This is a genomic window from Acinetobacter legionensis (assembly GCF_048551735.1).
In the GTDB taxonomy this organism is placed as follows: domain Bacteria; phylum Pseudomonadota; class Gammaproteobacteria; order Pseudomonadales; family Moraxellaceae; genus Acinetobacter.
The window spans coordinates 1-16,801 of sequence record NZ_JBIMBV010000014.1 but is presented as its reverse complement, the minus strand read 5'-3'; the positions used below and the strand labels follow the sequence as shown (position 1 = coordinate 16,801).

The 16,801-nt window shown below is 36.5% G+C and carries 14 protein-coding genes and 2 pseudogenes; 10 read left to right on the top strand and 6 right to left on the bottom strand.

Going from position 1 to position 16,801, the window contains the following annotated elements; genetic code table 11:
* Positions 1-15 precede the first annotated feature (15 nt).
* On the top strand, positions 16-1,554 hold the full coding sequence (ilvA, locus tag ACG9ZL_RS13360) for a threonine ammonia-lyase, biosynthetic (protein WP_336951405.1): 1,539 nt from the start codon (positions 16-18) through the stop codon (positions 1,552-1,554).
* Between the two features lie 81 nt (positions 1,555-1,635).
* Here ilvA and ACG9ZL_RS13355 read toward each other — a convergent pair whose 3' ends face one another.
* Positions 1,636-2,136, bottom strand: coding sequence for a hypothetical protein (locus tag ACG9ZL_RS13355; protein ID WP_336951407.1), 501 nt, complete (start codon positions 2,134-2,136; stop codon positions 1,636-1,638).
* 47 nt (positions 2,137-2,183) lie between these two features.
* Complete coding sequence (locus ACG9ZL_RS13350; protein ID WP_336951480.1) at positions 2,184-2,729, bottom strand: hypothetical protein; 546 nt, start codon at positions 2,727-2,729, stop codon at positions 2,184-2,186.
* A gap of 245 nt (positions 2,730-2,974) precedes the next feature.
* Here ACG9ZL_RS13350 and ACG9ZL_RS13345 point away from each other — a divergent pair, with 245 nt between their 5' ends.
* The gene (locus ACG9ZL_RS13345) at positions 2,975-3,625 is read left to right on the top strand and encodes a potassium channel family protein (protein WP_004720766.1); all 651 of its coding nucleotides are present in this window, start codon (positions 2,975-2,977) and stop codon (positions 3,623-3,625) included.
* Between the two features lie 8 nt (positions 3,626-3,633).
* Positions 3,634-4,986 carry a TrkH family potassium uptake protein gene (locus ACG9ZL_RS13340; protein ID WP_336951408.1) on the top strand — a complete coding sequence of 451 codons (1,353 nt, stop codon included), beginning with the start codon at positions 3,634-3,636 and terminating at the stop codon, positions 4,984-4,986.
* 203 nt (positions 4,987-5,189) lie between these two features.
* On the opposite strand, the gene zapE is transcribed toward ACG9ZL_RS13340, so the two are convergent.
* Together zapE and ACG9ZL_RS13330 are read right to left on the bottom strand one after the other, a co-directional pair.
* Entirely contained in the window at positions 5,190-6,338 is a 1,149-nt protein-coding gene (zapE, locus tag ACG9ZL_RS13335) for a cell division protein ZapE (protein WP_004720770.1), read from the bottom strand.
* Between the two features lie 108 nt (positions 6,339-6,446).
* The gene (locus ACG9ZL_RS13330) at positions 6,447-7,457 is read right to left on the bottom strand and encodes an AraC family transcriptional regulator (RefSeq protein ID WP_336951409.1); all 1,011 of its coding nucleotides are present in this window, start codon (positions 7,455-7,457) and stop codon (positions 6,447-6,449) included.
* 154 nt (positions 7,458-7,611) lie between these two features.
* Between ACG9ZL_RS13330 and ACG9ZL_RS13325 the strand changes: the two are divergent.
* A pseudogene (locus ACG9ZL_RS13325) lies at positions 7,612-9,135 on the top strand (flavin-containing monooxygenase).
* Positions 9,136-9,222: 87 nt separating this feature from the next.
* Positions 9,223-10,131 (top strand): LysO family transporter, encoded by a 909-nt coding sequence (locus ACG9ZL_RS13320; RefSeq protein ID WP_419360379.1) that lies wholly within the window; start codon positions 9,223-9,225, stop codon positions 10,129-10,131.
* A 203-nt stretch (positions 10,132-10,334) separates the two neighbouring features.
* Here ACG9ZL_RS13320 and pyrF read toward each other — a convergent pair whose 3' ends face one another.
* On the bottom strand, positions 10,335-11,030 hold the full coding sequence (gene pyrF / locus ACG9ZL_RS13315; RefSeq protein WP_419327466.1) for an orotidine-5'-phosphate decarboxylase: 696 nt from the start codon (positions 11,028-11,030) through the stop codon (positions 10,335-10,337).
* A 103-nt stretch (positions 11,031-11,133) separates the two neighbouring features.
* A complete protein-coding gene (locus ACG9ZL_RS13310; RefSeq protein WP_419360377.1) occupies positions 11,134-11,682 on the bottom strand; it encodes a helix-turn-helix domain-containing protein in 549 nt (182 codons plus the stop codon).
* A gap of 116 nt (positions 11,683-11,798) precedes the next feature.
* Here ACG9ZL_RS13310 and ACG9ZL_RS13305 point away from each other — a divergent pair.
* The 5 genes and pseudogenes from ACG9ZL_RS13305 to ACG9ZL_RS13285 all read left to right on the top strand — a co-directional run bounded on the left by ACG9ZL_RS13305 (position 11,799) and on the right by ACG9ZL_RS13285 (position 16,705).
* A pseudogene (locus ACG9ZL_RS13305) lies at positions 11,799-12,461 on the top strand (AzlC family ABC transporter permease).
* A gap of 1 nt (position 12,462) precedes the next feature.
* Entirely contained in the window at positions 12,463-12,798 is a 336-nt protein-coding gene (locus ACG9ZL_RS13300; RefSeq protein ID WP_336951416.1) for a branched-chain amino acid transport AzlD family protein, read from the top strand.
* Positions 12,799-13,873: 1,075 nt separating this feature from the next.
* Positions 13,874-14,410, top strand: a complete 537-nt coding sequence (locus tag ACG9ZL_RS13295) for a fimbrial protein (protein WP_004821263.1) — start codon at positions 13,874-13,876, stop codon at positions 14,408-14,410.
* A gap of 87 nt (positions 14,411-14,497) precedes the next feature.
* Entirely contained in the window at positions 14,498-15,202 is a 705-nt protein-coding gene (locus tag ACG9ZL_RS13290; RefSeq protein ID WP_419360374.1) for a fimbrial biogenesis chaperone, read from the top strand.
* 24 nt (positions 15,203-15,226) lie between these two features.
* Positions 15,227-16,705, top strand: coding sequence for a fimbria/pilus outer membrane usher protein (locus ACG9ZL_RS13285; RefSeq protein WP_419360372.1), 1,479 nt, complete (start codon positions 15,227-15,229; stop codon positions 16,703-16,705).
* Positions 16,706-16,801 lie beyond the last annotated feature (96 nt).

Here is a 16,801-nt window from a genome sequence, read left to right as displayed (position 1 = left end):
AGATGGAAAATTAACATGCTGTCTCGTTTGGTTCGACAAATATTACAGGCAACGGTGTATGACGTTGCAATCGAAACCCCACTCGAAGCAGCGCCACGAATTAGTGAAAAACTAAACAATAACATTCGCTTTAAACGCGAAGATTTACAACCTGTCTTTTCCTTCAAACTACGCGGTGCGTATAACCGTATTAGTCAATTACCGAAATCTCAGTTGGAACGTGGCGTTATTACTGCTTCAGCAGGTAACCATGCTCAGGGCGTGGCTTTATCTGGTCAAAAGTTAGGTATTCGCGCCATTATTGTGATGCCAAAAACCACCCCTGACATTAAAGTTCAAGCAGTAAAGCGTTTGGGTGGTGATGTTGTGCTTCACGGCGACTCATTTGATGTTGCTAACAAATATGCGATTCAACGCGCAAACGACGAAGGTTTAACCTTTATTCCGCCTTATGATGATGAACTGGTCATGGCCGGCCAAGGTACAATTGCCAATGAAATATTGCGTCAATGGCGTGATGTTGAATACGTATTTGTTGCTGTGGGCGGTGGTGGTTTAATTGCAGGTGTAGCAGCATATCTTGGTGATGTTGCTCCGCATGTCAAAATTATTCCTGTCGAATATGATGAATCTGCATGTTTAAAAGCAGCATTTGAAGCGAATCAACGTGTGGTACTCCCTTCTGTAGGATTATTTGCAGATGGTACAGCTGTTGCTCAAATTGGTGAAAAGCCATTTGAAGTGATTCAACTACAAAAATCTGATAACTCAGGTCCAATTGTTGAACGTGATGTCGTCTTGGTCAACACAGATGAAATCTGTACAGCAATCAAAGATACCTATGATGAATGTCGTAGTATTGTAGAACCATCAGGTGCGATGGCACTTGCAGGTATCAAAAAGTACGTCGCTGAGCATGGTCTTGAAGGCAAAAATATGGTGTCAATTGTTTGTGGTGCCAATATGAACTTTGACCGTTTACGTTATATTGCTGAACGTACCGAACTCGGTGAACGTAAAGAAGCTATTTTTGCAGTGACCATTCCAGAAGAAAAAGGTTCTTTCCTGAATTTCTGTCGTGCTTTGCAAGGACGTAATATCACTGAGTTTAACTATCGTGCCAGTGATGCATCTGCCGCTCAAGTCTTTGTCGGTATTAGCTTAAAGGCTGGTGAAAAAGAACGTCATGACATCTATGAAGCAATGAAATTACATTATGATGTCGATGATTTATCGGATGATGAAGTTGCAAAATTGCATATCCGTTATTTGATTGGTGGTCATGCTGATATTGCCAATGAACGTTTGTTCCGTGTTGAGTTTCCAGAACGCCCAGGTGCTTTATTAACATTCTTAGAGCGTCTTGGTCCAACCCATAACATTAGCCTATTCCATTATCGTAATCACGGTGCAGCAGAAGGTCGTGTTTTGGTTGGCTTGGATGCAGAAGATGCGGTACAGAATCCAGATGGACTGATTGAGACTTTGGAAAATATCAATTACCCATATCAAGAAATTACCAATAACTTAGGTTATCAACGTTTCTTAAAATAGAAAGAGCTTCAAAATAGAAATAGCCTATAAATTTTTTATGGGCTATTTTTTATAAAATCAGAACAATTCGAAAAAGTTAACTTAATAAATCGCCATATTTAAATCACCATCATCATTAAATGCGTCATTAAAAGCATCCACAATTTGATTTAACTGTTGCTCATCTTGTGTCGGCACAAGCATCCAATATGGATTCTCTCGATAGACCACCAATAAAGAAAGCTGATGTAGATTGGCAGTCACTTTAATTTTATCAAAAATAATTTCTTCGGTTTGTTCCATCGCATCGATTTGATTATCAAATGAGACGTCATCATCTTCCTCATCGTACTGATCAAATACTTCTGCTATTGCAACTTCGATTTCATTTTGCAATTGCTCAGTATCAATATTGTACTGGTTAAAGTAGAAATCATTTTCAATTCCATTGTCATAATATTCTTTTAATTCAATATAATGCAGAAAATCATGCTGTTGATTTATCCATTCACTAAAACTATAAAATTCAGTATTTTGAGGAATTTTTTGTGCATTTAGCTCGGGAATTAAATGTTGAAGTAATGAATATATTTTCTGTGACATGGATATCTCTCTATTTTATTATCAATAAGTTGAATTAATAGCAAAAACTAAGTCGATCTTGAACAGTCAAATAATGCATAGTGTTCTATACTGACATCTTCATCATGAAATTGCTTATTAAAACACTTGCAGAACTTTTCAATTTTATATTCATGATTCGGTACAATCAACCAATAATAGTCTTCAGCATAAATCAGCAACAGTTCATGATCATGTTGTCTGGCCTGTTTTAATATTTCTTCAAAAACAACATCATAAACTTGATCTTGAACATTGTAATAGCGTCCAATAACATCTTTGTGTACTTCATAATGATCAAATAAAGGCTTCGCTCTTTCACGAATTTGAGTTTGAATTCCTAAGCTATCTACTGCATATTCATGAAAAACAGCACAACGCTCAATCTCATTTTCATGAAATTGCATACGATCAATTTTCATTAAATATCCACGAAATCGCCCACCAAACTTTTCAGCTTCGATCCAACTGAGAAACTCGACAAAACGTTTACGATATTTCTTTTTGGGAATATCTCTTTGCTCCAATGCTGGGAACCAATGTTGGAGAATTTTAAAAATTTTCTTATCGTCCATTTTTTTATCATCCATTTTTTATTCTTGGATCAAAAGCCCAATCTTGGCTTTGCATTTTTAAATTTCAAAGCAATGATATCGGATCAATTTTAAGTTTTTATGACATAAATCTGGTTTTATTTACATTTATCGCTTTTTATTCTCAGTTTGTAGATTGGCGTTGCAATACTTTAAAGATAAAATATATAAAAATTGAATATGATCATACCAACACAAAATCAGTGTCGGGATAAGGACTTTGTAGAATGGCGCAATTCGCTGTCATCGGTTTAGGCAGTTTTGGTGAAGCAGTTGCACTAGAACTCACCAACTTAAATCACGATGTAATAGGTATTGATACATTAAAGAAAAATGTAGAAAACATTGCCGATAAAATCAGTCATGCAGTTATTGCAGATGCTACCGATGAACATGTGTTAGATGAACTGAATATCAAAAATTGTGATGCCGTGGTGGTTGCCATTGGTGAAGATATTGAAGCCAGTATTCTATGCGTACTGCATTTAAAAAATTTGGGTATCGAAAAAATCTTTGTAAAAGCCAAATCTAAATCACATCATATGATTTTGTCTCATTTAGGCATTACAAAAATCATTCACCCTGAAGAAGATATGGGGATTCGTGTTGCACAATCACTTAGTTATCCAATGGTGAGACGTTATATGGCGTTAAATAATGATCGCTATATCGTCAAAATTGAAATAGGTGCAAATTTACAAGGCGCGCAATTTCAAACGGTCATGGAAAATACCCCCGAACTTACAACCTTGTTATTACAACGCGGTTCACATGTACTGTATGATATTGCACCGGGGACGATTTTACAGGAAAAGGATATTTTAATCCTTGAAGGGCCTGTAGAAATGTTAAGACAATTTTCGATTCGTTTCTTATAGTTATAACTATGCGTTTATCTAAAAAAGAACTAATCAACAAAAAACACAATAGTATTAATCTCAGCCCACCGAGCTTACTTGCTTTAGGTTTTTTAAGCTTCATTATCATCGGAACACTATTCCTTAAACTTCCCTTTGCTAATCAAGGCAATTTGACATGGCTAGAGGCCCTGTTTACTGCAACCTCTGCTGTAACTATCACTGGGCTATCTGTCGTCAATATTGGCGACTCCTTAACCACTTTTGGTCAAGTTGTGGTGATGATACTGATCCAATGCGGCGGCTTAGGTTTTATGACTTTTGCAATCTTAGCTGCTTTGAGTCTTTCCTCAAAAGTTGGTATTCGGCAGCAAGTCATGGCACAGGAAACTATTGGTCAAACCAGTTTGGCCAAAGCGACCTTTACAGTAAAAGGGGTTTTTCTTTACTCATTGTTCTTTGAAGCGATTGGTACAGGGATTCTAACCATGGCTTGGTCACATCACTATGACCTTGAACATGCATTTTTTTATGCGCTTTTTTATAGTATTTCTGCTTTTAATAATGGTGGGTTTTCTTTATTCCCCAATAGCTTAATGAGCTTCTCTGACCAGTATATGGTGACATTTACCATCAGTATGCTGTATATCATCGGTGGAATTGGTTTTGTTGTCTTGATGGATATAAAAAGAGCCAAGCGTTGGAAAAAGCTTTCTACCAATAGTAAGTTAATTCTGTCTACGATTGCTGGCTTAAACCTCTTTGCTTTTATTGTTATTTGGGCAATCGAAGCTTCTAACCCCTTAACACTTGCCCCCATGTCTATTGGTGATCAAGCTTTAAATGCATGGTTCCATGCCACTGTACCTCGTTCATCAGGTTTTAACAGCTTGGAAGTCAGCAGCATGACCAATGCATCAACCTTAATTACCATGGTATTGATGTTTATTGGTGGCGGCTCATTAAGTACTGCGGGTGGAATTAAAGTCGGCACATTCATTATTATGATTTTAAGTGTCATTACCTTTTTAAAGCGTTCAGATGAAATTACTGTTTTTGGACATTCTGTTTCTCATCAAGCCACGTTTAAAGCTCTTGCAGTCATTTCGATTACATCGTTACTGATCTTGATTGGCTTTTTTACCCTACTGATTCTAGAACCTGATAAAAAGTTTTTAGACTTACTATTTGAAGCCGTTTCTGCGGCTTGTACTGTCGGCCTATCTCGAGGGATCACAGAAAATTTGCATGCAGGAAGCCAAATCGCTTTAATTTGTCTAATGTTTGCTGGACGCTTAGGACCACTAACACTTGCGTATTTGATTGCGACACCGAATAAAAGTCGTGTTCGCCATCCAAATACTGAAATTCAGGTGGGTTAATTGTTTTAATCATCAAGTGAATACAACTGAAACTGCTTTGTAGGATCATTTTAATCTTATCACGTATATCTAAAATAGGCTGAGACTCCTTAAATAGATTGCTCAGACAATCCTTGCAAAATGTATACTGATGACAGTATCCCCCATAAAAAAAGCGATCTTATCAATGATAGGATCGCTTTTTTACATCTTTCTAAGGATGATTATTCTACTTCTAACTCACTATTGCCTTTAATCAAACGATGCTCTGACTGCAAATATTCATCTGATTGCATTTCGAGTAAACGAGAACGTGTACGTTCAATTTCAAAAGCCAGCTTCTCTCCATCATAAATTTCAATAATCGAGTCTTGAGAGGTCAGTAATAGCTTTACTCCACGATCATAAAACTCATCTACCAGATAAATAAAACGACGTGTACCTTCTGACAGCAAATCAGTTAAGTGCGGAACATTACTCACCAAAACGGTATTATAAATATTGGCAATTTCAATAAAATCCGATGGGCTACGCGGTTTCATACAGAGTTCTCTAAACTCACACCACAATACATCTTCGGTATGGCCTAAAGTTTCAACAACACGGTTATTAATCGTAATTGGTTCTTCTGACACTGTTTGCGATGTGGTTAATGCATTAAAACGCTTTGCCATCCAGACTTTATTATCATCTGTCAGTGGTGATTTAAACAATTGCGCTTGTTTTAATACCCGTAAACGATAGTCAACACCCGCATCAACATTCAATACCACACAGTGTTTTTTCACCATTTCAATCGTTGGAATAAAACGATCACGATGGATTCCATTTTTATATAAACCATCTGGGGCAATATTTGATGTGGCAATCAAGGTAATGCCACGGGTAAATAATTTTTGAAATAAATCACTGAGAATCATTGCATCCGTTACATTCGACACAAAGAACTCGTCAAAACAAATTACTACAGCTTCTTTATAAATTTGATCTGCAACGATATCTAACGGATTACGCTGCCCAGAAAGCTTGTTTAACTCCTTATGCACAAACTGCATAAAGTGATGAAAATGCATACGGGTTTTACGGCGAAAAGGAATCGAATCGTAAAATTGATCCATGAGCCATGTTTTTCCACGCCCGACACCGCCCCACATATATACACCTCTCGGTGCAGTTTGACGACGGAAACGACGAAAAGCTTTCTTCGATGCTTTATAACGATTGATCAATTCTTGCCATACCCGCTCCAACTCATGTACTGCTTGAGCCTGAGCATCATCTGGTAAAAACTGTCCAGATGACAATGCTTTTGCATAACGCTCAGCGGGTGATACGGGAGTAAATGCTGTTGAAGTTGTATTCTGATCTAACATATCATTTTGTTACTTTTAAAGGCTAAAGGAAGTATATCGAATATTCATTTTTGATAAATAAAACTTTGGGATAATTCTAACTCTATATCTCATATCAGCACTACCTGTTTATTTACCATATTGACGCGGGCTTTGCCCAAACCAACGTTTAAAAGCATGATTAAATGCAGCGGGTTCTGAGTAGCCAAGTAATTCAGCAATCACCTCAATTGAATATTCCTTATATTCAATTAATCGCAATGCTTTGTGCTTAATCAGCTGTTCTCGAATTTGTTTATAGCTGGTATTTAATTGCTGCAACTGATGGCGTAAGGTTCTTTCAGGCACATTCAACGCCTGAGCTACTTCGGCCATCGAGGGAATAATCCCTTGCTGTAATTCCAAATAATCATTTACCCGTTGAATCAATGGCGCAATTTTCTGTTCTTCAGCATTTAATCGCTCAATTTCAGCAATACACTTGGCTTCGTAAACCCGATGTGTGATCGGATCTGCGGAGGGAATCGGCAGTTGCATCACATCTTCATTGATCCAAAAAGCAGCTTTTTCACAATTAAAATGTAAATCCGAACCGTAATAATCATGATATTGCTTTAATACATTTAAATCCTGAGGCTGCTGAAAAGGTAATTCGATTCTCACGCTGGGCGCTGTAAGTCCCATCATTTTATAAATATCATCCAGAAATTTATAAGTGCCAGAGATTTCGCATTGTGCTCTCAACAAACCCATTTCTGTTTCTAAATCTACTGGTTTGTAAGTTAATGCAATTTGATGATCACCTTTCTCAAGTCCTAAGACACCGTATAAATAGGTTAGACCTTGATAATGAACACCATTTTGAATCGCATCACCAACATTACCACAGGTCACCAAGAGCATAAGCAATGGACCATAGCCCGCCAAAGAATAATGCTGACCAATAAACAACCCCGTTTCTGGCTGCACACCCTGCCCAATCACTTTTTGTATATCCCACTCTAAACTGGGGTGAATGATTGAGCTGGGATCGAGTGCATCTGCTTTGATCCCAATGCTAGAAAGTCGTGAATCTACATCGATTCCAGCATTACGCATACCATGAATTAAATACATTAAACCGAGAATCGAGCGTTTCATTAGATCATCATTTGATTTCTACCCAAACTTTGTACTACAAAGATGATTTTTTGCAAATTGCCGAATATATCAATTTTTGTGTCAGTGCAATCATATTTCAAGCGCTGCATTTCCGATATTCTATGCAAAACTGGAAAAGTCAGAGCGAACAAAAATGAGTACAGCCCCTACGACTGAAACAAAAACCCAATCAACGCAAGTTGCAATTATCGGATAGGGATTTGGTGGTTTAGCCATGGCGATCCGCCTATTGCAAGCCAATATTGATGATTTTATTATTTTAGAAAAAGCAGATGATGTGGGCGGTACATGGCGTGAGAACCAGTATCCGGGTGCGGCGTGTGATGTTCAATCACATATGTACTCGCTTTCTTTTGCACCCAAAACGGATTGGTCAAAACGTTATGCCGAAGCACCTGAGATTTTTGACTATATTCAAGATTTAATTCAGCAATTCAATTTAAAGAAATACATCCAATTTAATCAAGAAGTGGTTTCTACACATTATGATGAGCATAATTTCAATTGGCATTTAACACTAAAAAGTGGACAAAAAATTGAGGCTCAATTTGTTATTTTTGCATCAGGGCCATTGCATGTACCACAGATTCCTAAAATTAAAGGGCTTGAAAAATTCAAAGGCGAAGTTTTCCATTCATCACATTGGAAGCATGACTATAATTTAAATCAAAAAAATGTAGCATCCATTGGTACTGGTGGTAGTGCAATTCAATATATTCCTGAAATTGCTGCAAAGGTGCAAAATCTTTATGTATTTCAAAGAACCCCTGCTTGGGTTATTCCTCGTGATGAACGTGCCTATAATGCACTTGATAAAAAACTATTTAGTCGCTTTGAATGGTTTAGGAAATTACACCGTGCACGCTTGTACTGGTCAAATGAATCACGTGTCGTCCCCATTGTAAAACCACAAATCATGAAATATGGTCAGAAACTTGCTGAAGCTTATATAAAATTCCAAGTTAAAGACAAAGAAATCGCCAGAAAACTGACCCCTGACTATATTATGGGCTGTAAGCGTATTCTGATTTCCAACAAATACTTTCCAACATTCAACCGTAAAAATGTTGAATTAATTACCGATGGAATTCAGGAAATTACTGAAAATAGCATCATCACCAAGGATGGCAAAGAACGTCAAATTGATTGTTTAATTTATGGTACTGGTTTTATTACAGACCCACGCATCTATTTAAAATCATTTGATTGCTATGGTGAACACGGCGTTGAATTAAAAACGGCATGGAAAGATGGTGCAGAAAGTTTTTATGGGATCAGCACCAAAGGCTTTCCAAATCTATTTCAATTGCTTGGTCCAAATACCGTACTGGGGCATAACTCTGTAATTTTCATGATTGAATCTCAAGTGAATTATATTTTGCAGTTGATTCAAATGGTTGCAAAAACACAGACTCAAGCAGTGACGGTAAAAGCTGAAGTACAAGATCAATTTAATGAAAATGTACAGAAACAGCTTGAAGGTACTGTATGGCAATCAGGCTGTGTCAGTTGGTACCAACAAGATGGTGGTAAAAACTTTGCATTATGGCCAACCTATACCTGGAAATTTTGGCTCAGCACTCGCAAAGTAAACCCAGCAGATTTCCGCTTATTAGGCCGTGAGCAAAGCGCAAAGCAAAAATCAAAAGCTGCATAAACTTGGTTAATATTCTTCTATAAATTTTCAACCGCGTTTCTGTGCTTCGACTATAATAGATAGGTATCCATTGCCTATCTATTTTTCATGCAATCACTTTGGCTTATTTTCCAACTTTTATTTTGTTTATGCTTAGGGTTTATTTTAGCCCGCAGAATTCCACAATCCATTGAAAAAATAGCTTTTAAAATACTGCCTTATTTTACCTATATTCTTTTAATTGCGATTGCAATGGAGTTTTCTCAAACAATTCATAATATTGCCAGCCCTGCACAGATTCTCACCAGTTCCATCACAATTGCATTCAGCACATCATTGGGTGCATTTTTTTGTTGTTATCTGGTATTTACAGCAATTGGCTACAAACCATCACAAGGTAAAGTTTCTGCTGAATTATTGATGGGTTCATTACTCAACATCAGCTATGCATTTATTGCACTAGCTGTAGGGTATGGCTTAGCAGAGTTGGCCCACCTTTTCGATGTTCCACTACATGTCAGCACATGGAATTTACTTTTAGTTTACATGTTACTGATCGGCTTGGATCTGGCTTACTCGCCACTGGATCGTTCTTGGTTAAACTGGAAAATTATGCTGGTACCGATTGCCTGCGTGATTGGCTCACTATTGGGTGCTGTTGCGGCATTTTTCTTGATTCAAGACATCAGTATGAAAGATTTAATCATGCTATCGCAAGGTTACGGCTTCTATTCTATGACAGGGATTGTGGTGACTGAATTAAAGAATGCCCATCTGGGAAGTATTGCGTTAATGAACGATTTATTTAGGGAGATTTTTGCCATTTTATTTATGTATATGATTGGATGGCGTTATCCACGTTCAGCAATTTCTTCTGCTGGTGCAACCGCAATGGATGTCACCTTACCTATGGTGAAACAAGCTTGCGGCAATGATTATATTCCACATGCAATGGTCAGTGGTTTTGTTCTGTCGGTATTGGCACCAATTGCGGTAAGTGTTCTAGCTGCACTTTAAAATTAAGTGCTGAATGTAGCATCCATCGTACTTTATCTGACGAGATAGCAATACTGATCAATAGAATCACTGGAATAAAAAGTTTTTTAAACTTCTGAAAAAAGACCTAGTAACGCAGATACACTACAGTGTATACACAGCAATTTTTATTATATAAATCAAAAAATCACCCTCTTAATCCAATGACAAAGAGGGGTTTATTTTTATAGAGTCGCTAAAATATCTTGTAAGGTTTTACTTGGATGTTCAGATTGAGTAATTGGACGACCAATCACTAAATGAGTAGAACCATCAAGCATGGCTTGCTTAGGTGTTACAATACGCTTTTGATCATCTGCATTTGCACCAGCTGGACGAATTCCAGGTGTTACTAAAGCAAATTCGGCACCTAAGTCCTGACGTAACATCTTGGCTTCCTGGGCCGAACATACCACGCCATCCAGACCACTTTGTTGAGTCAATTTAGCCAGACGTTTCACTTGTTCAAATGGCTCAATATCTAAACCAATATCACGCAAGTCTTCACGTTCCATTGAAGTAAGAACAGTAACCGCTATCAATTGTGTTTTATAGTTACCTGCTTTTAACCGTTCTACACAAGTTTCCATCATTTTACGCCCACCAGAGGCATGGACATTGACCATCCATACGCCCAAATCAGCCGCAGCACAAACCGCCTGTGCGGTTGTGTTTGGAATATCATGAAATTTTAAATCGAGGAATACTTCAAAGCCCTTATCATGTAGTGCCTTCACAACAAGAGGGCCTTCATGAGTAAATAGTTCTTTACCGACTTTTAAACGACATAGTGATGGGTCAAGCTGATCAGCAATTGCTAGGGCGTCATATTGGCTTTTTGCATCTAAGGCAACAATAATACTCACGAATCTCAGTTCCATCACATAAATTTTCGCTCATTATAAAGCGATTCACTCAATGTACAAAGTCAGAAAATCGACTTCATCACAAATCAATCAACTTTTCTTAAATATTAAGAATGATTTATCTCTGCTCTGAAATCAAAATTGCACGTGTATCTTGCTCTAGTGCTTCAAAAATATGCGCTTGATCTGCGGGATAAGAAATATAGTCCCCTGCTTGAAGCAACTCAGCACTGTCTAATAAACCGACTTTGGCAGAGCCCTGCATGATAATAATATGTTCAACACTACCAATAGGATGCGGTTTACTGCAACGCGGCTCACCCGGTTGGGTTGTAAGCATATACACGTCTCGTCGTGCATTGGGTGGGCATGTCGCCAACAAAACAGCCTGATAATTTGATATTTCAGAAACAACTGAAGCACCTTCGCCATAACGAATCACTTGTGTAGTTTGGGCTTGTGCTTCCATAAGTTTGGCAAAAGGAATATTTAAAGCCACACAAAGTGCCCATAAAGTTTCTAGACTCGGATTACCCTGCCCAGATTCAAGTTGCGAAAGCGTGGATTTCGCAATGCCTGCACGTCGAGCAACTTCTCCCAAAGATAATGCAGCACTTTTTCTTTCTTTTTGCAGATTATTTGCAATGATTTCAATTGGTATAGACATTATTCTTCCAAAAAATACGATCGTTCTGTTTGACGAACAATAACAATCAAACTATTATAACAAATGATCGTTCATTTTATCGAACGATCTTATTAACCCAAGCAAGGCTCATCTAAATGAAGTATAAAGAAATAAAAAATTTACCCAAGGCCCTGATAAAATCAATCGTGATTCTCTGCATCGCAACCGCACTGATCGGGATTTCATTAGGTACGCTTGCAGTCAATTATCAACTACCGATCTGGATACCTTTACTACTTTCAATCTGTGTCTTGGCTGGTGCTGCCGAGTTTACTTTCATTGGCATGATTGCTACTGGAAGCAGTCCGATTACAGCTGCGATTGTAGGATTGCTGATTAATTTACGACATCTGCCTTTTGGTTTAGCGATTACCCATTTTATAGAAAAAAATAAATTAAAATATTTTGCTACACATATTATGAATGATGAAAGTGTTTTATTTGGTTTAAGCCAATCTTCAAATGAGCTAAAACTGAGTGCTTATTGGCTGTGCGGAGTCGGAATTTTATTTGCTTGGCCCATAGGCGTTTTAAGCGGTTATGTATTGGGAAGTCATTTAGCTTATGCAAAATTACTGGGTATCGATACGATTTTTCCTGTCGTATTGTTTGCTCTTACCTTTAAAGCACTAAAAAGAAAATCTGCTCGAAAATAGGCAATGACTGGTGCAGTCATCAGCCTCGCTACTTTTCCATTTCTACCCTTAGGGATTCCGATACTTATGTCATTATTTGGCTTGCTTGTAGGAAGAAAATAACATGCATCAACAATTTATTATTTTGATCGGGATCATGCTGCTGGCGATGGGTACTTATCTGATTCGATATGCGGGACTTTCCCTCAGCCAATATTTCACAATCACTCAACATCAAGAGCAACTCTTTAATGATGCCGCAACAACTTTACTGTTTTCTATTGCGATTCTCAGTACTTTTTTTGAAGGTGCGGATTGGGCAGACTTAGGCAAAATCATGGGGGTATTGGTGGGTTTATTTCTGATTTGGAAAAATCACTCCCTTATCACGACGATTGTGATCGCAATGCTGACCACCACAATATTTCGCTTTGCAGAGTTTTTCTGGCTAGCCCAATAAAACTATTAAAGCTTAAAAAAGCGTTTTACAACAATCAAAGCGCTTTTTTAACAGCATAATGCAAATGATTACGCATGCTTAATTATTGATTAAATATACTGTTTTAATCTCTATGCTTATTTTTTATGGATACTTATTCAATCAATCTTAAAGCGCTTAAAATTCGTTTTATATTTGATCATTGTGAAGTACCTCACTTACTCCACCAAATAAAAATTTTCAAAACACTGCCTTTTCTAGATTTTAATCCTTACAACAGATAAATTCTTTTTCATATATTTAAAAACCTATACAAACTTAAAATAATATTAAATTAAAATTATATTTTTCTTATTCATTGCATCCATGTTTACACTAAATTTTTTATTTTTAATTTATCTATCTGCGCTATTTCCAAATATATTCTTTATAACTAAACAAACATTACATCATAACTAAACAATTAATCTCTTTGATAAAAAAAAAGTAATCATATTAAGTGAAGCAAAGTCGCATTAAAAAAACCTTCTGTTTTTAAAAGCAATCTAAGATGAACGCGATTTTATGATGATTTAAGCATTTAAAAATAGTTTACAGAGAAGCTAAATAAAATACTAAAAAATCATTTAAATTCAAGTTAATAATTTTTTTAATGAAAATGATCTAGTACAATGCAGCGTATTAAAATAAAATCCAAAATTTAATTAATCATGATAACAAATTATTTTAGAAAATCTTAAAAACTTATTCTCGCTTAATATAAGCAGATCAAAATAATTTGCTATAATATGACGCTATTCACAAAAAGTGACATTTTTTGTCACTTTTTAGTAAACAGAAACAAATTCTTGTTAAAATAAATAAACATATTAATTATAAATATCCTCTTGTATTTAAATAATAAAAAATAAATCCAAAACAAATAACGTTATATTGTATTTGTAACACAAAAATAATGTGATATTTGTCTCTTTTTTTCATTGTTTTTATTTAGGAAAAATTTATAGTAGCCCTTATTGTTTAGCTCCTAAACACTTCCCCTTTATTAGGAAAGTACCAGTAAAGGGCAAATCAACGCAGTATTGAGAGAAATTCTATGAAAAATATTCAATTGGGTTTAGCGATCATTGGCTTAGGTTTAGCATCTTCAACAGTTTTTGCGGCTGCTGATGGTACAGTAACAGTTACAGGAAAAATCGTTGATCAAACCTGTACAGTTGGTGGTACTGCTGGTAACTACACTGTTGTTTTACCGACTGTAGGTAAATCAACTTTAGCGACAGCGGCGACAACAAATGGCGACACTAAATTTACTATTAATTTAACAGCATGCCCTGTAGGTAATGTAGGTGTTTATTATGACAACACCAATGCAAATATTAATACTGCAGGTCGTTTAAACAATACCGTAACCACTGGCGGTGCAACAAACGTAAATATTCAATTATTAAACTCTGCAAAAGCAGTGATTGACCTAACTAAAGATCGTACAGGTCAAAACATTGTGACTTCAAATGTTGCAACTGCAAATGGTTCTGCAAATCTTGATTTTTATGCACGTTACTATGCAACAGGTGCAACAACAGCTGGTGATGTAAGCACAACTGCAACTTACTATGTTGTATATCAATAATTAAACATTTGGGTCTGTAAGTTTTTTAAACAGGTCTGGTTAATTTTTATATCTTAACCAGACTTGCATCTTCCCAAGGGTCTTTCAATGAAAAAACTATTTTTTATTTCTAGCTTGTTAATGCTCAGTACTTTGATTACATCCGCTCATGCTGGTATTGTGATTACAGGTACCCGTGTAATTTACCCAAGTGATAAAGAATTTGTATCTGTGCAATTAACCAATGTAGGTGATCAAATTGCATTAGTACAATCATGGGTGGACAGTAAAGACATTATTGCAGATCCAACCACAACCCAAGCCCCATTTATTGTTACCCCTCCAATAACCACGATTGAAGCTGCTAAAGGTCAATCTTTACGTGTCATTTTCAATCAAAAACAAAAACTTGCTACTGATCGAGAAACATTGTTTTGGCTCAACGTACTTGATATCCCAGCCAAGCCAACAGCTGAAGCAAATTACTTACAATTTGCGATTCGTAACCGCTTAAAACTGTTTTACCGACCAACTGGCATCAAAATGGAACAGCAACAAGCGTTTCAAAAAGTTGAAGTACGGCGTGTAAATAACCAATTACAAATCAATAATCCGACACCTTACTACCTAAATTTTGGTAAATCGAATCTTGTTTTAAAAAATGGTACGCCAGACGAAATTAAAAATCTAAGTTTTATAGAACCATTTTCAAAACAACAAATTGAGGTCGAAAATTTATCAGACGCTAAGTCCGTACAGCTTTATTTAATCAATGACTACGGCAGTTTATCGACAATAGAGAAACAGTTTTAATCTAAATTATTGGGAGAATTGTGCTTGAAACATTTCACACTTAGGTATAGTGTTTTGGCGCTAAGTCTATATCTATGCAATCAAAATGTTATAGCGCAAGCACCACAATTCGATAATAGCTTTTTATACGGCCAAAATTCTAAAACAATTGATCTTGAAAAATTTATTTCAAGCGATAAAGTCGCGCCAAATGATTACATCCTTGATATTTACCTAAATGGTCGTTATATCACTCGCTCTATTGTGCATATTTCAGATGATCCTGAATCACCTGAAAAGCAACGCTATTGTATTCCACGCAGTACTGTTAAGCAGCTTGATTTCAATCATAAACTTATCGATTTAGATAAAGTGAGCGGAGACTGTATCGATACACGCTTAATGAATCATGTCGTATTCTGGAAACTGAATATAGCAGAACAACGTGTGGATGTTTCAAGCCCTCAATCGATGTTAAATGAGCGACCATTTGGCTATATAGATCCATCACTTTGGGAAACTGGTGGAAATAGTGCTTTTCTCAAATATTACTACAATTACTATAATTCAGATTATGGTCAGGACAACAAACAAGATTCTAGTTTTCTCAATATTAATTCTGGTATCAATATTGATGATTGGCAATTCCGTCATTCTGGTAGCACCAGTATGGGAGATAGCAGTCATTCAGGCCAATATACCAGCTATGAAAATAAACTTATGCGAGTACTGCCTAGTTTAAAAACCCAGCTTACTCTTGGTGATTTCTATACCAATACAAAAACCATCAACAGTAATTCGAGTATTGCCATTCGTGGTGTACAGCTTGCTAGTGATGACAGAATGCTTCCGATTTCATTGCAAAGTTACGCACCCACAATTTCAGGTTATGCAAAAAGTAATGCTTTAATACGCGTTCGCCAAAATCAACAAATTATTATGGAACGCACTGTTCCTGCTGGTGCATTTAATATTGCAGATCTCCAAACACCTGGGACGGGTGGTACATTAAATGTAGATATTATTGAAGCAAATGGTGAAATCCGCAGTTTTGATTTACCTTATAATAATTTTATTCAATCTATCCGCGCACAACAGTATCGTTATCAAATTGCAGCAGGTACTTTTCGTCAAAATAGCAAATCCTATGATGAGAAATTAATCAATGCATCTTTTGATTATGGATTAAATGATTTTATCTCAGTAAGCAGTTCAGCACTGGTCAGTGATCATTATCAATCCTATATTCTAGGAACCGCATTCAATACTAAACTCGGTGGTATTGCTTTAGAAAGTAATTATGTTAAAGCAGATATAAACCAGTCCAACCAAAATTTAGACAGTTCTTTGGTTACGCTACGCTATAATCTTGCACTAAACAGTGCGAAAACAAATATCAGTTTAAACAGTACTATTTATGGAAATGATCAGTATTATTCCTTTGATGAAGCCATGCAGAATCGTTATATTCAAAAAAACAGTGCTGCATTGGTACTTAATGGTCGGCCCAAGTCATCAAACTAGGCAGAGTAAAACTTGAAGTGCGACATAAACCACCTAATTAATTTAAAGGGTTTATGGAGTATATAAAATTGTCATACCATCATCTTAACTTTGAAG

Bases quoted from the DNA above. Each gene is read 5' to 3' on its own strand.
- ilvA (WP_336951405.1), top strand. From the start codon at position 16: ATGCTGTCTCGTTTGGTTCGACAAATATTACAGGCAACGGTGTATGAC.
- ACG9ZL_RS13355 (WP_336951407.1), bottom strand. From the start codon at position 2,136: ATGTCACAGAAAATATATTCATTACTTCAACATTTAATTCCCGAGCTA.
- ACG9ZL_RS13350 (WP_336951480.1), bottom strand. From the start codon at position 2,729: ATGGACGATAAGAAAATTTTTAAAATTCTCCAACATTGGTTCCCAGCA.
- ACG9ZL_RS13345 (WP_004720766.1), top strand. From the start codon at position 2,975: ATGGCGCAATTCGCTGTCATCGGTTTAGGCAGTTTTGGTGAAGCAGTT.
- ACG9ZL_RS13340 (WP_336951408.1), top strand. From the start codon at position 3,634: ATGCGTTTATCTAAAAAAGAACTAATCAACAAAAAACACAATAGTATT.
- zapE (WP_004720770.1), bottom strand. From the start codon at position 6,338: ATGTTAGATCAGAATACAACTTCAACAGCATTTACTCCCGTATCACCC.
- ACG9ZL_RS13330 (WP_336951409.1), bottom strand. From the start codon at position 7,457: ATGAAACGCTCGATTCTCGGTTTAATGTATTTAATTCATGGTATGCGT.
- ACG9ZL_RS13320 (WP_419360379.1), top strand. From the start codon at position 9,223: ATGCAATCACTTTGGCTTATTTTCCAACTTTTATTTTGTTTATGCTTA.
- pyrF (WP_419327466.1), bottom strand. From the start codon at position 11,030: ATGGAACTGAGATTCGTGAGTATTATTGTTGCCTTAGATGCAAAAAGC.
- ACG9ZL_RS13310 (WP_419360377.1), bottom strand. From the start codon at position 11,682: ATGTCTATACCAATTGAAATCATTGCAAATAATCTGCAAAAAGAAAGA.
- ACG9ZL_RS13300 (WP_336951416.1), top strand. From the start codon at position 12,463: ATGCATCAACAATTTATTATTTTGATCGGGATCATGCTGCTGGCGATG.
- ACG9ZL_RS13295 (WP_004821263.1), top strand. From the start codon at position 13,874: ATGAAAAATATTCAATTGGGTTTAGCGATCATTGGCTTAGGTTTAGCA.
- ACG9ZL_RS13290 (WP_419360374.1), top strand. From the start codon at position 14,498: ATGAAAAAACTATTTTTTATTTCTAGCTTGTTAATGCTCAGTACTTTG.